Raw genomic sequence first — 13968 nt, forward strand, 5'->3', positions numbered from 1 at the left:
TGAGAAGTCATGGCAGTTCCAAGAAAACAACAAATCAGTCTAGTTGATACACCTTTCTATCATTGTATTTCACGTTGCGTAAGGCGTGCTTTTTTATGTGGCGAAGATAAAATAACAGGGCAATCGTTTGAACATCGTCGCGCTTGGATTGAAGATAAACTACTTGAATTGACCAAGGTGTTTTGTATTGATGTTTGTGCTTATGCCGTAATGAGCAATCACACTCACATTGTATTGTGTGTCGATGAGAAAAAAGCAAAGCGGTTAAAGCAAAAAGCCATCATTATTCGCTGGCACAAGTTGTTTAAAGGGAATTTACTCACACAAAAATACCTGTCTGGCGAACCACTTAACCCAGCTGAACAATTTACACTGGATGAAATGACTCAAGTTTTCCGTAATCGCTTAATGGATATTAGCTGGTTTATGCGAGTGCTAAATGAAGATATTGCGCGTAAAGCTAACTTTGAAGATAACTGTACTGGCCGCTTCTGGGAGGGACGCTTTAAGTCCCAAGCCTTACTCGATGAAGCAGCACTTGCAGCCTGTATGGCGTATGTTGATTTAAACCCAATAAGAGCAAAAATAGCGAACACACCAGAAAAATCAGATTACACCAGCATTCAACAACGCATTAACGCAGCACTTAAAGGCACCCAACCCAAAGCACTGCTTAAGTTTGCAGGTAACCCACGCAAGCATATGCCAAAAGGCTTACCGTTTGGACTCAAAAGCTATATAGAACTCGTTGAGTTAACAGGACGTATTATCCGCGAGGATAAGCGCGGCGCTATTTCAGCGAATGAACTTCCAATGTTAACTCGTTTAGGCATATCACCTGAAAATTGGCTTAAGCTTACTACACAATTTACCAAATCATTTCATGGTGCAGTGGGGAAACCTGAACACTTGATTGATTACTGCGAACATCTAGAAAAGAAACGACGACCTAATCTGGCCAATGCTATCAAATTACTTGCTTAATTATCTTACCCTCAAGAATGGCGCTTTCCTCAAAGGCAGCGTTGTTTGGTAGGGCATTGCCTGCTATTAAGATTGCTTCATAAAATCTGTATTTATTATCAAACCGTGTAAAATCCTCAATTTGACAATGAAATCGCCGCGCCATTTGTTAGAGTGTTTCTAATTGCTCGGTCAACTGAGCATTTAAAAAATTAAAGTGGGTGTCCTTGGTACTCTTCGTGGTGCATCTCAAGCATTTGGTGGCTGCGAGCCACGTTGTAATAAGTCATTAACGCATAGTGTTTATTTAAAGACAATTGTGCGTTTTCACATGCGAGTTGAAAGTATGGAAAAGCATTTTTATACGATTTCTGTAGGGCATGCATATTACCAAGATTGGTATAAATCGTTTTTTTAAGTTCACTATTAGAGTGATCTCTAAATTTCGTTTCCAATGGTAATAGCAGTTCTATGCCTGTTCGGTAATCGTTTAAATAAATATGAAAATTTACATACTCAATCAGTGAATAGGGATCGAGCGTATCCAAATTTAACCCTTTCATTAAGGTAAATGTTTTTAATTTATATCGTTCAAAGTCTTGCACGTTATTTCTAAACATCGCATTTTTGGCACTTAGAATGTAAACCTTGAGCTGTAAAAAAGTCGGTAGGGTTGAAATTGAATTTAACTCATTGAGTACTATGGCGAGTGGTTGTGCCTGCTCAAGTTTAAATAAAGCTTGAATTTGTAAAAACTTGAATCGGTACCATTCTGATGTTTTTGGCTCGATACCTGTATTTAAGCGCTCTTCTACTAGTTTTAAACACTGTTTAGGGTTAATCTGGCATGTGTCTTCTATTTTAGCGGGAGTCGCCCAACCTTTTGGGCAATAGAAAAAAGTGATAAATAGTACGACAAAAAATTTTCATTAACACAGTGCAACACAAAAGAATTCAAACTTCATGCTAATGACTTTAGAACTGATTTGTCAATTTAGGAAGTGTATCTTTAATTGTTAGTCAAGGCATTCAGCCTAGCTTTTATTAACTTGAGTATGTCTATGTTTAAGGTAGATAAAAGCTAATAACAAATCATCTACTTAAACCGACGAGTTACCCAATATGCCCTAATTTGATGCTTATTTATAATCTAATTGTCTGGATCTTAAGACCTTTTTTTATTACCCTGTTCCGCGTTTAGAATCTTTTCCAGGCTATTGGCTGCTTAAATGATAATTGTCATAAAACATGGAAAGTAATAAGAGAAAGTATTTTATGAAAACGGTGTTATGGCTTGCTTTGGGCCTTATTTTTTCACTAAATTGTTTTGCTTCTAACCCTGAAGATATAACTACTTGGGGGCACATGGAAGGTAAAGTAAAAAGCGCGAATATCAAAGATTACACCTTTCATGTAGCCAATGGAGAAGCGCATTTGGCTTATCAAGGCGAGGCAGGGCTAAAAAGTTTTGGTGCCGCAGGTACAGACTTTGACGCTGCGCCATTTATTGGTAAAAAGCTGAAGTTTTCCGCCGAAATCAAATCACAAAATTCTGAATATTCTTCAATTTGGCTAAGGGTGAATGATTCGGAAAAAGTGATTGCGTTTGATAATGCTACTGACCGCAGCCTTATTGGCACTAAAGACTGGACACCTTTTCAAATTATACTGCCGGTGACCCCTGGTGCAGAGCATATTTATGCCGGTTTAATACAAGGCGCGAAAGGGTCTATGTCGGCGCGCAATATTTCGTTTTCAGTAACAGATGAAAAAAGCACGGCAAATTACATTTATAAAAGTGACTACAGCCTAAATCTAGACAAGTGGAGGATGGGCTTTTCTGATGTTGGGAAATTTAAAGCTTGGTCAGAAAATGGTATAGCGACAATTAAACGTATAAGTAATAGCTACAACGATGAGTCATTTGCTACCTGGTATGAACATTTTGAACCAAGCCAATTTATTGGTAAACGAGTTCAATTTAGCGCAGAAGTAAAAACCGAAAATGTTACTGAAGGTTACGCAGGGCTTTGGATGCGGGTAGATGGTAAACACAAAAGCCTGCAATATGACAATATGAAAGATAGAGGGGTGAAAGGTACCACCGGTTGGCAAACTTACACTGTGATATTGGATATCACGGATGAACAGTCTAAGCATATTGCTTTTGGTGGTTTACTCTCGGGGAATGGACAAGTTTGGATACGTAACGTTTCATTTTCACCTGTTGGAAAAAACATAGCATCGACCAATATTTATAAAGGTGAGCAAGAACACGATACTAATAACTCGCATTTTAGTAAGTTTGATCTTGCCTTATTATTTGGCACGTTTTTATACAACACGGCAAATAACTAGCCGTTAATTGAAGAGAGATTAAAAAGGTTAGCGATACTTTAGCTAACCTTTTTCATTCGTTGGGGCTGAGTAAGGAGCGATAAGCTCACTTACTATCGTTTTATGTAGATCCTTTTTGAGTTTACAAAACCACCTCTCGCAACTCTTTGACCAATTTTGCAATATCCAATGATGTATCGTTGCAAAATACAATGGATGAATACTGTTTTTCAGAAATACGTTCATAATTGGTGATTGTGCCAAGCCAGCCGCCACTGTGATGAATGATTTTTTACACCGTCTTTTTCAGTAATAAATTGGCCATTGGCATACTGTTTACCCTCGGCTGTAATCGCTGGATTGTTAGGGCGCATAAACTGGCTAAGTAATTGCTCTGGCTTTTTACCTAAAGTTGGATTGTAGAAATAGCCATCCCATTTTGCCATATCTTCAATGGTGGTATGCAAACCGCCATCGCCTACCCAAAATAAGTTGGTCATATTAGTGAAGTAATTGCCTTCTTTATCTTTGCCGTAACCATCTGCACGATTTTTAACGATTTCAGTCAGTTCATCACTGAAAAAGGTATTTTTCATACCTAATGGCTTAAATATGCGTTTATCACTGTACTCGCGAAGACTTTCTCCTGATACACGTTCAACGAGCATCGACAATAAGAAATAAGCATAGCTACTGTAGCTAAAGCGTTCGTTAGGCTGATTTCTGAGAGGTACTGTTTTTACGTAATCGTAGAATTCTTGAATTGTTAAGTAGTCTTCATTACCTAAACGAAAATCGCCTGCCATGGTGGATTTAAGTTTTAATGTATCTTTATCGAGCTCAGTGTTTACAAAGTCATAATCACCCATGCCTGAATAATGGCCTAACATGGCATTAATAGACACCGGCACTTTGTAGTCTCTTAGTTCAGGTAAGTAGATGCGAATATCTTGGTTTAAGTCAATTTTGCCTTCATCGGCAAGTAGCAGCACGGCAAAGCCCGTAAACTGCTTAGATACAGAAGCAATACGGTGAACATGTGTGCCATCGAGTGGCACATTAAGCTCCAAATTCGCTAAGCCATAACCTGCTTGATAGATAAGCTTGCCATTTTTAATCACACCGACACTACAGCCTGGATTTTGCGTTTTTATCTCGGCAAATACACTGTCAATTTGTGCTTTATTAGGTGGCGCTGCTTGTAACAAGGCACTTGTCACTAATTCTGATAACAATAATGCAGTACGTGTTTTATTTTTCATAATTACCTGAATATTTTGATATTTAATGGAACTTAATGTACCTATAATCTCTAGTTGAGCAATCGATACTTTGTAACAATGCATTGATTTAAAAATTAAAACTGGTTTTTATAACTTTTCGTTTAGGAAAGTGAAGCATCATTGTTTGGTTAGGGTTAGGCTGTGAAAACTCACTAACTGGTTTTGATAATTAAAAGGCTAATTATTTTATGTAGAAAAAGATTCTGATAACGATAGCTCTATAAAAGTATCGCGTACATACCTTTTGGCTAATGTATAAAACTTGATCTTACCTCTATTCAGTTTAAAAATTGTATGCAATATTGGGAAGTACAAGCAAAACGTCAACATGAGAAAATTATGAAAAAGTGCGCTTTTTTATCTATGGATTGTTTAGATGAGTTTGAAGTTTACGATGAGTTGGTTGAACCTTATTTAAATGAATTGGGTTTCTCGGTAGATACTGTTTCATGGCGCAATACAGGTGTAGATTGGGAACAGTATGAAATGGTGGTAATACGCACCCCTTGGGATTACCAAGATGCGCCAGAGGCTTTTTTATCTGTATTAGAGCAAATAGAAAATAGTCAGGCAGAGCTGCAAAATACGCTGGATATCGTGCGTTGGAATATCGACAAAATTTATCTTCAGGAGTTAGGCGAATTGGGTGTAAGGTTAATCCCCACCAAGTGGCAAAATCGACTCGATGATACACAAATCACAAAAGCGCAGATAGAATCATTTTTTAGCGAGTTTGATACCCAAGAAATTATTATTAAACCACGCATTAGTGCCAATGCAGATAACACTTTTTGGTTGAAAGTAAATCAACACGTTGAGCTTGCTGACTTAAATAACACATTTAAAGAACGTGACTTTATGGTACAGCCATTTGTACCAGAAGTTGTGAAAAATGGTGAGTACTCACTGTTTTATTTTAACGGTGAATATAGCCATGCCATACTAAAAACCCCCAAACAAAATGACTTTAGAGTGCAAGAGGAACACGGCGGTAGTTTGACCTCTATAACGCCAGATGCGTCGCTACTTGAGGCTGCAAAAAAATGCATGATAGCGATTCAAAGGGTACACACTATGCCGCTTTACGCGCGCCTCGATTTAGTTAAATTTGATGGAGAGTTTTGTCTGATGGAGGCAGAGCTTATCGAGCCTTCATTGTATTTTAATATGGATGAACAATCGCCAAAGCGTTTCGCAAATGCCATTAAAGCCAGATTAACGTAAGGTGGTATTGATAGGGGGATTTATTGACCCCTTTTAATGCTAATACAAAGAAAATCGCATTCTGCCAACCTACGCTAAGTTCGCTTACACTTCGTCTTCTATTTCTTTTGCCATGGTAAGAATTTCAGACAAGATGTCCCCTTTTACATTTAATACTTCAAGAATGATAAGAAATAGGCTCGTTGGCATTAGTCTGTTAGACACTTTGTTGCGCAGGTTGCCGGGAGTGAGAACAATACCTTTTTGTTCAAGCAGTTCTGCTAACTGTGGATACGTTACCTTTTTTTGTTTTAGCTTCATGCTTAAAAAGCGTGAAAACGCCTCACCGTAAGGGGCAAGGGCTAGATTATTTTGAATACTCGTTTGTTGATCCATAAAAAATACCTAAGTAGTTTACATTCACGCCAATGTATTAGATAAATAGCCTATATTGCGCACCGGTATTGCTACAGCGTAATACTGAATGCAAACAGGGCTAGGCATATTAAATGCTAAAAGTTACCTGTATTGATATAACACAAATAAATTTTAAGTGTAACAAAATAATAATTAGTGCAATATAAAACTTGCAAGTGTTAGTTATATGTGACATTAATTTAAATACCAATAGAAATATGGAGATCAAAATGGCTTTTAATACCGAACAACTGAAAACGGTGTTTTCAACACATCCAGATTGGGTTGTTGAACAAGAAGGTGACTGTGTAAGCATTTCAAACGATGAAGGAATTGATGTGTTTGTTTATGCGGGTGAAACACAGGTAGTGGCTGAAAGTGTGTTGTTTCCGGTAAGTAGCGTTACAGATACTTCAGGACTGAATGAACTGATTTTAAAAAGTCATCAGTTGGTTCCACTTTCTACTGTAGGTATTAGTTCGATATCTGGGCAAGAATATTACGTGGCGTTTGGTGCGTTGTCTGTTGACAGTAAAGATTCAGTGCTTGTTGAGGAAATTGAGTCTTTGTTTGCCAATATTCCAGAATTCCTTGAACTTTATGAAGATTATATCAATTAGGAGCAAGTCACATGAGTCTTAAAAAATTATGGACTGCGTTAGTAGGCGCAACAAATGAAGGGCTTGAAGCGGCCGCAGATACGCAAGCCATCCGAATTTTAGAGCAAGAACTTCGCGAAGCGAAAGAAGAGTTAAGACGTTCAGATCAAAGCCTGACTAGCATCATGGCAAAACGTAAATTAACCTCGAATAAGGTTGCAGCGTTTCAGGCAGATATCGACAAATACTCAGAGCATGCCGTGTCTGCAAGTGAATCAGGTAATATGGAACTTGCGGTAGAATGTGCAGAGCGCGTTGCTGATTTAGAAAGCCAAATGGCAACTGAACAATCGATTCTTGATGGTTTCGAAAAGTCAGAGAAAACCCTGAAAGACAATATTGCTAAAGCGAAAACCAATGTACGACGCATGGAACAGCAAATTGATCAGGTAAAAGCGACTGAATCAGTGCAAAAGGCGCAAGCAGCAGCATCTACCCATCATGTTGGTGCTAACAGCAAAGTAAAAACTGCATTAGATAGCCTTGAACGTGTTAAGCAAAAACAAGCGATGCGAGCAGCTGAATTAGAAGCCGCTGAAGAGCGCGCGGCTGATGAATCTGGCAGCAGCCTTGACGAAAAATTAAAATCAGCAGGTGTAACACCGGGTGGTCAAACATCGGGTCAGGACAAACTTGCACAACTGCTAGCGAAGAAAAACGCTGGTTAGTCAGTAACCAATTTAAAAAGAGATAACTCAGTTATCTCTTTTTTAGTTTTTAAACAGTAAACATCACTGTAGACAACTGGTTAGCCTACATGTAACGTTAGCAACCTATGAAGCAAAGTTAAGGAACATTGATGTTCAATTTCTTCAAAAAAGACAAACCAAAAGCGACCATCTCAACGCCAGAAATAATGGGCTTGCGACTCGGAGCAAGTTTTGAAATAGATAAACTCGCGATTAAGCTGATACTTGATGAGTTGGTAATAGGTGATTTTGCCGCGACCCAGATTATTCAGGCCGTTGGCAAAGTCGATATGGATGGCACCTATCTTTTTCGGTTTTACACAGATGATGAAGCATGGCTTCAAGTAATCTGTGAAGGCCAACCAACAGCCGAGAATGTGGTTGATGTGAAGTTGTTTTACTACTTTGATACCTTGGATATTCAAAACCAAGCACAGTGGGAAAAACTACTTAACCAACAAATTGGCACGCCTACCTATACATTGGACGGGCATGAATACAATCGCGTATGGACCTCAATGGGCGATTATCACAACCCTGTTCATATAGCCGAAAAAACCTTTGATGGTAAATCTCAACCCAGTGAAACAGACCAATTCACCATGCTGTTCGAACGTGAATTAAGCGATGGCACAACCGAGTCGCTATTTCTCTCAGCAGAAGAATCGCTTGAATCGTCAGGCAATCTTTCAAGGTGTTTGGTAATTAGCACTGGCATAACGTTAAGCTCTTCTCAAATAACAATACATGGATAAAGGAGTCCAATAATGGAAAACGGTTATGATCTGATCGCCGGTGTCACTAATTTTGCAATGTCGTTTGGCATAAGCTTGGTATTACTTTTTGTGTTCAAAATACTGTTTGCTTTTGTAACGCCACACGATGAATGGAAACTAATCAAAGAAGATAAAAACGCAGCGGCAGCAATTGGCTTTGGCGGTGCGGTAGTGGGTTTTGCTTTGGCACTCGCTGGCGCAGTAAGCAATTCTGGTGGCATTTTAGATTTTGCAATTTGGGGCGGTATCGCGCTAATTGCGCAATTACTCGCGTTTGCAATTGTGCGTTTTGCCTTTATGCCAAAAATCGTCAAACGTATTGAAGATAACGAAATCAGCGCTGGTGTAATTCTCGCTTCGACCAATATTGCCGTAGGCTTATTAAACGCTGCAAGCATGACATATTAATAGGGAGGTCATGATGAAAAAGACCAGACATATTGACTTATCATTGCTGCGCAAAAAAGTACGAAAATTCAGCCTTGCCCCACTTTCTGTTGGTGTTGCAGCGGCGCTTGCAGGATGCTCAGGTGAACCACAGGAACGTGTTAAAGTAGTGTCATCGGTTGATGATTGTGTTGACCAAACTGAATTGTCGGTTGAACAATGCCAAGCTGCTTACCAAGAAGCCTTGGCAGAAGCTGAACGCACCGGACCACGTTACCAGCACCAATATTTATGTGAAGCTGACTTTGGTCAGTGTCAGCAATCCAGCTCAGGGTTTTTTACGCCGTTTATTACCGGTTACATTGTAGCTGAGATAATTGATGAAGTAGGTGATGCGTTTGAGCGTAAACATCGACGCCGCTACAACCCTGTATACACCTATCAAAAAAGTGGCTCTAAACACCGTCAAAAAATAATGACTGCGGATGGCACCATTTTAGGTAGCGCTGGCAAAAGCAGCTATAAAGTGCCTAGCTCTGTAACCAAACCAAAACCGGCCGTAACACGCACGATATCGCGAGGTGGGTTCGGCGCTCAGGCATCTGCTAAGTCTAACTGGGGCGGTGGTAAGTCTTCTTCTCGCGGTTGGGGCGGCTAATATGCTACGACTCCCAATAGCGCAACGACCAAACTGGCAGCGAAAAGCCGAAGAATTTGGCTTTAAATTTCACACCATGTATGGGGAAACCTATTGGGATGAGTCTGCTTATTATCAATTTAATCTTAAGCAAATAGAAAACGACCTGGAAAAACCGACTGAAGAGATACATCAGATGTGCTTGGAAGTTGTTAGCCAGGTCATTCACGATGAAACGCTACTTAAGCGTTTTTGTATTCCCGAGCAGTACTGGGATTTTATTCGCCAATCATGGGTCAATGGTGACCCAAGTTTGTATTCCCGATTAGACTTTGCTTATTCAGGCAATGGGTCAGCAAAATTATACGAAAATAATGCAGATACCCCAACGTCAGTTTACGAAACCGCTTTTTGGCAGTGGTTATGGTTAGCTGATAACGTTGATAATGGTGTAATTGTAAAAAAAGCAGACCAATTTAACTCGCTGCAAGAAAAGCTCGTAAATCGTTTTAAAGAAGTCGAATATTTAACGCCCGACAGGACTTTACACTTTGCCTGCTGTAAAGATTCAGAAGAAGACCGCGGCACAGTGCAGTACATGGAAGATTGCGCAATCGCCGCCGGAATAAACACCAAATTTGTTTACATCGAAGAAATAGGTATAGATGCAGATAACCGCTTCACAGATTCAGATGATCAGGTTATCGACTGGATGTTTAAACTGTACCCTTGGGAATTTATGTTTCAAGAAGAGTTTGGCAACCTGTTAGGCAAACAAAACATGCGCTGGATGGAACCGCCATGGAAAGCGATTTTATCTAATAAAGCATTGTTGCCAATGTTATGGCGCTTGTTCCCAAATCACCCCAATTTATTGCCTGCATTTTTTGATGATGAACTGCACTTAGCGCAAGAATGTGATGTGTTGGTTAAAAAACCAATATTCTCTCGCGAAGGTGCTAATATTTCATTTGTTGATAGTCGAGGTAATCCTATCAGCGGCTCATCAGGTTCAGATGGCCCTTATGGTGAAGAAGGGTTTATCTTTCAAGCCAAGCATGCGCTACCGAAATTCGGCCAAAACCACACACTTATTGGCAGTTGGCTGGTGGACGACCAAGCCGCCGGAATTTCAATTCGAGAAGATGATAGCGCAATTACACAGGATATGAGCCGTTACTTGCCACATGTTATTGTCGATTAACGCCCATTTATTGGCGATATCACGTTAAACCGTATCGAGGATCAATAGTTTAATTTATTGATCCTCTCCAACGTCCATTATTCAGCTGATAAAGATTGCGGCGCACTAACGGGGGGAGCGCCCTGATTCAGCTTTTATTTAGTGAACGTTTTTATAAACGCAATATTGTATTTAAGCAGACTTAAATTTTAGATCTTCACTCGATTTGGAAATTAGGATATTGAAAACAACCGTTTTCTGATTGCGCTCGGGAAAGGTTTAACAAAAAAACCTAAAAAATTCACCCCCAAATTAATAGTCGTCCGTTTATAGCTTTAAACCATCTATAAAAAGAGACAGATTATGAAAACAAACAAAACCTTAATCGCATTAACAATCGGCACGCTATTTATTTCTGGTTGTTCGAATCAAGAGTCGGAAACAACAATTGCAAAGCAGCCTGAAAATGAAAAACAAGCCCAAACTACTATAGAAAATAAAGAGGTTGCAGAGGTTGAAAAAATTACTGTGACGGGTAGTCGATTGGCTGATGTGCAAACTGATGGGGGAGCTGTGGAATATATGAAAGCCAGTCAGCCGCAAGTCTTAGTGGCAGCACCGGCAATGAGAAAGCGTATTGTGCCACCGCCACCACCTGAATATTTTACGCAGCCTCAAAACCAAGATAGCTACCTGCCGAGTGATAGCAATGGGGTATTTCAAGCTGCAACCGCACCGCTTTCTACGTTTTCGGTTGATGTTGATACCGGAAGTTATGCCAATGTGCGTAGCTACTTGAGTATGGGGCAAAAACCTCCACAAGATGCCATACGCGAAGAAGCCTTTATTAATTATTTTGACTACAACTACCGCGTACCAGAAGATAAATCACAACCCTTTGCTACTTTTACTGAATTAGCGCCAGCGCCTTGGAGTGATGAGCGCCATATTTTGCGAATTGGCTTGCAAGGTTATGATTTACCAGTGAGCGAACGCAAGCCGTCTAATTTGGTGTTTCTAGTGGATGTTTCGGGGTCGATGCATAATAAAAACAAGTTGCCTTTACTGGTGCAAAGTTTAACTATGATGGTTAAGCAATTATCGGCAAGGGACACGGTTAGCTTGGTGACTTATGCAGGGAATACGCAGGTAGTACTTAGCCCAACAAAAGGTAATGAAAAGCAAACTATCATCGATGCGCTACAAAAACTACAAGCAGGTGGCGGTACACATGGTGAAAGTGGTATCAAAATGGCGTATCAGGAAGCGAAAAAAGCGTTTATTAAAGGCGGGGTGAATCGCATTATTTTAGCAACGGATGGCGACTTTAATGTTGGCACAACCAATATTGAAGCACTCAAAGAGATGATTGCTGACAAGCGCAAACAGGGCATTTCGTTAACCACGCTTGGTTTTGGCCGCGGTAACTATAACGATGCCATGATGGAACAATTAGCGAATATTGGTGATGGCAATCACGCCTATATTGATACCCTGCATGAGGCGCAAAAAGTGCTTTTAAGGCAAATGAGTGGCACACTGCAAAGTATTTCTAGTGATGTCAAAATTCAGATCGAATTTAACCCTTCACACGTTAAAGAATACCGTTTGATTGGCTATCAAAATCGTTTACTGAAAGATGAAGACTTTAATAACGACAAAGTAGATGCGGGCGAAATTGGCGCGGGTCACACTGTGACTGCGCTTTATGAATTAACGCTCGTTGGTAACAAAGGGCAAGTTGATGATTTACGTTATCAACAAAAACAAGTGGTAAGTAGCAATGATGAACTGTTGCAGATGAAAATACGCTATAAATTACCGGGCGATGCACAAAGCAAACTCATTAGCCAAGTAGTTAACAAACAACATGTCTTAAATGATTTTAATAGCGCAAGCCAAGACTTTAAATTTGCGACGTCAGTAGCGGCATTTGCACAAAAGTTAAAGCAAAGTCAGTACTTAGGCGGAATGAATTACCACGATATAGCCACAATTGCGCGAGCAAATAGGGGAGATGACCCATTTAACTATCGCGGTGAATTTATTAACTTGGTTGAACTTGCCAGTGCTTTATAGCTGAATCACAATAGCCTATATGACTCAAAAAATTGAACCACACATGGATACGGACGAGGCACTTATGCTTGATTATGGAAAAGGTGATCAAGCTGCCTTTCGTGCCCTTTATGCCCGTCATAAAGGGCCCTTGTATCGTTATGTGTGTCGCCAATTAGGCACAAATCATCACAGTACAGCACAAGAATTATTTCAAGAGGTGTGGCTGAGAGTAATTGATAATCGCACCCGTTATAAGGTTGAGGCTAAATTTAACACTTGGCTTTATCGCATCGCGCATAACTTATTGATTGATGAACAGCGAAAGCTCGCAGCGCGTGGGGAACACTTGTCTTTGGTGAATGACGAACAAGGGGAAAGCGATCATATTCCTATTGCATCAAATCAAGCGCATCAAGAAAACACCTTGCACAATAAGTATTTGCAGCAGGCGATAAAACATTGTGTTGAATTACTTGTGCCGCAACAACGTGAAGCGTTTTTGCTGCGCCACGAAGCAGGGTTTGAGCCAAGCCAAGTGTGCGACATTGTTGAGGCAAAACCTGAAACCGTTAAAACCAGATTACGCTACGCTATGTCGCAACTTCGTGAATGCTTGCAACGTAAAACGGGTATAACTGAATTAGGAGGCGAAAGGCAGGTATGAGTAAGCAATTTAACGATGACGAGATCATTAAGCTTTATCAACAAGATAATGACGAGCTGCCGCCAAAAGCCCTTGATGAAGCCATTTTAGCCCACGCATCCGATGCAATTAGCAAAGAGCAGCCCGTTATCACAAAGCCAAACCGCTGGTGGCAGTATTCAGGTATCGCAGCAGCAATGGTTGCTATCGCCGTGTTTGCACCTTGGCAGTATTATCAAGAGCCAGATTTTGAATTAGAATTAAAATCAGTAGAATCAATGGGTAAGCCCGCGTTACCGCAAGCCAAGAAAACAGCCAAACGTGAACAGCAAGTTGAAATGATGGAATTATTAGCAGATGACGTGCAGTTAGAAAGAATAGAAGTAACGGGCTCAAGAGTTGAACGCGTAGCCCCAGAGCAAAAAGCGCGATCTGTTCCAGCGCCACCGCCTGCAATACCGAATTTAAAAGGCGTTGAACCACGTTCTGAGTTCAACATTGTTTTAGCAAAATTTGAAGAAGATGACAAAAATGGTGCAGAACAAGCGCTAATTGAATTACTGAAAGCAAAACCAAAACTTCACGATAAAATTCCTGGAGCGCTTGAGGGGTTATATCAAGAACTACTTAAAAACGGCAAACTGGCCAAGCCAGAGTAGTTAGAAGGGATAAGAGCGGGCTTAAATCACACATTAGTGAAAAAGTAGCATCGTGTTAAACGTAAGGCTGG

15 protein-coding genes are annotated in these 13968 nt (G+C 40.2%); 12 read left to right on the forward strand and 3 right to left on the reverse strand.

The window, feature by feature from the left end; translation table 11 throughout:
- Positions 1 to 9: 9 nt before the first annotated feature.
- Positions 10 to 984, forward strand: coding sequence for a hypothetical protein (locus AN214_RS09935; protein WP_054979590.1), 975 nt, complete (start codon positions 10 to 12; stop codon positions 982 to 984).
- Between the two features lie 191 nt (positions 985 to 1175).
- On the opposite strand, the gene AN214_RS09940 is transcribed toward AN214_RS09935, so the two are convergent.
- Complete coding sequence (locus tag AN214_RS09940) at positions 1176 to 1583, reverse strand: tetratricopeptide repeat protein (protein ID WP_054979591.1); 408 nt, start codon at positions 1581 to 1583, stop codon at positions 1176 to 1178.
- 655 nt (positions 1584 to 2238) lie between these two features.
- Between AN214_RS09940 and AN214_RS09945 the strand changes: the two genes are divergently transcribed.
- Positions 2239 to 3321, forward strand: coding sequence for a hypothetical protein (locus AN214_RS09945; RefSeq protein WP_054979592.1), 1083 nt, complete (start codon positions 2239 to 2241; stop codon positions 3319 to 3321).
- 221 nt (positions 3322 to 3542) lie between these two features.
- Here AN214_RS09945 and AN214_RS09955 read toward each other — a convergent pair whose 3' ends face one another.
- Complete coding sequence (locus AN214_RS09955) at positions 3543 to 4562, reverse strand: serine hydrolase (protein WP_235576734.1); 1020 nt, start codon at positions 4560 to 4562, stop codon at positions 3543 to 3545.
- 360 nt (positions 4563 to 4922) lie between these two features.
- Here AN214_RS09955 and AN214_RS09960 point away from each other — a divergent pair, with 360 nt between their 5' ends.
- Entirely contained in the window at positions 4923 to 5807 is an 885-nt protein-coding gene (locus AN214_RS09960; RefSeq protein WP_054979672.1) for a RimK family alpha-L-glutamate ligase, read from the forward strand.
- Positions 5808 to 5891: 84 nt separating this feature from the next.
- Here AN214_RS09960 and AN214_RS09965 read toward each other — a convergent pair whose 3' ends face one another.
- Entirely contained in the window at positions 5892 to 6182 is a 291-nt protein-coding gene (locus tag AN214_RS09965; RefSeq protein WP_010558713.1) for a DUF6471 domain-containing protein, read from the reverse strand.
- 251 nt (positions 6183 to 6433) lie between these two features.
- On the opposite strand from AN214_RS09965, the gene AN214_RS09970 reads away from it, so the two are divergent.
- From AN214_RS09970 to AN214_RS10010, 9 genes are all read left to right on the forward strand, one after another.
- Positions 6434 to 6823, forward strand: coding sequence for a DUF2170 family protein (locus AN214_RS09970; RefSeq protein ID WP_010558714.1), 390 nt, complete (start codon positions 6434 to 6436; stop codon positions 6821 to 6823).
- Positions 6824 to 6834: 11 nt separating this feature from the next.
- Entirely contained in the window at positions 6835 to 7530 is a 696-nt protein-coding gene (locus tag AN214_RS09975) for a PspA/IM30 family protein (RefSeq protein WP_054979595.1), read from the forward strand.
- A gap of 131 nt (positions 7531 to 7661) precedes the next feature.
- Positions 7662 to 8306 carry a YjfK family protein gene (locus AN214_RS09980; RefSeq protein WP_054979596.1) on the forward strand — a complete coding sequence of 215 codons (645 nt, stop codon included), beginning with the start codon at positions 7662 to 7664 and terminating at the stop codon, positions 8304 to 8306.
- A 12-nt stretch (positions 8307 to 8318) separates the two neighbouring features.
- Positions 8319 to 8735: a DUF350 domain-containing protein gene (locus AN214_RS09985; RefSeq protein WP_054979597.1), complete on the forward strand. Its 417-nt coding sequence runs from the start codon at positions 8319 to 8321 to the stop codon at positions 8733 to 8735.
- 13 nt (positions 8736 to 8748) lie between these two features.
- The gene (locus tag AN214_RS09990) at positions 8749 to 9372 is read left to right on the forward strand and encodes a DUF1190 domain-containing protein (RefSeq protein WP_054979598.1); all 624 of its coding nucleotides are present in this window, start codon (positions 8749 to 8751) and stop codon (positions 9370 to 9372) included.
- A 1-nt stretch (position 9373) separates the two neighbouring features.
- Entirely contained in the window at positions 9374 to 10555 is a 1182-nt protein-coding gene (locus AN214_RS09995; protein ID WP_054979599.1) for a glutathionylspermidine synthase family protein, read from the forward strand.
- Positions 10556 to 10897: 342 nt separating this feature from the next.
- Positions 10898 to 12613 carry a VWA domain-containing protein gene (locus tag AN214_RS10000; protein ID WP_054979600.1) on the forward strand — a complete coding sequence of 572 codons (1716 nt, stop codon included), beginning with the start codon at positions 10898 to 10900 and terminating at the stop codon, positions 12611 to 12613.
- A 43-nt stretch (positions 12614 to 12656) separates the two neighbouring features.
- Entirely contained in the window at positions 12657 to 13259 is a 603-nt protein-coding gene (locus AN214_RS10005; protein ID WP_054979673.1) for a sigma-70 family RNA polymerase sigma factor, read from the forward strand.
- The gene (locus AN214_RS10010; RefSeq protein ID WP_054979601.1) at positions 13256 to 13897 is read left to right on the forward strand and encodes a hypothetical protein; all 642 of its coding nucleotides are present in this window, start codon (positions 13256 to 13258) and stop codon (positions 13895 to 13897) included. The genes AN214_RS10005 and AN214_RS10010 overlap by 4 nt, the downstream gene beginning before the upstream one ends.
- Positions 13898 to 13968: the final 71 nt, after the last annotated feature.

This window comes from Pseudoalteromonas sp. P1-9, from assembly GCF_001399975.1.
In the GTDB taxonomy this organism is placed as follows: Bacteria; Pseudomonadota; Gammaproteobacteria; order Enterobacterales; family Alteromonadaceae; genus Pseudoalteromonas.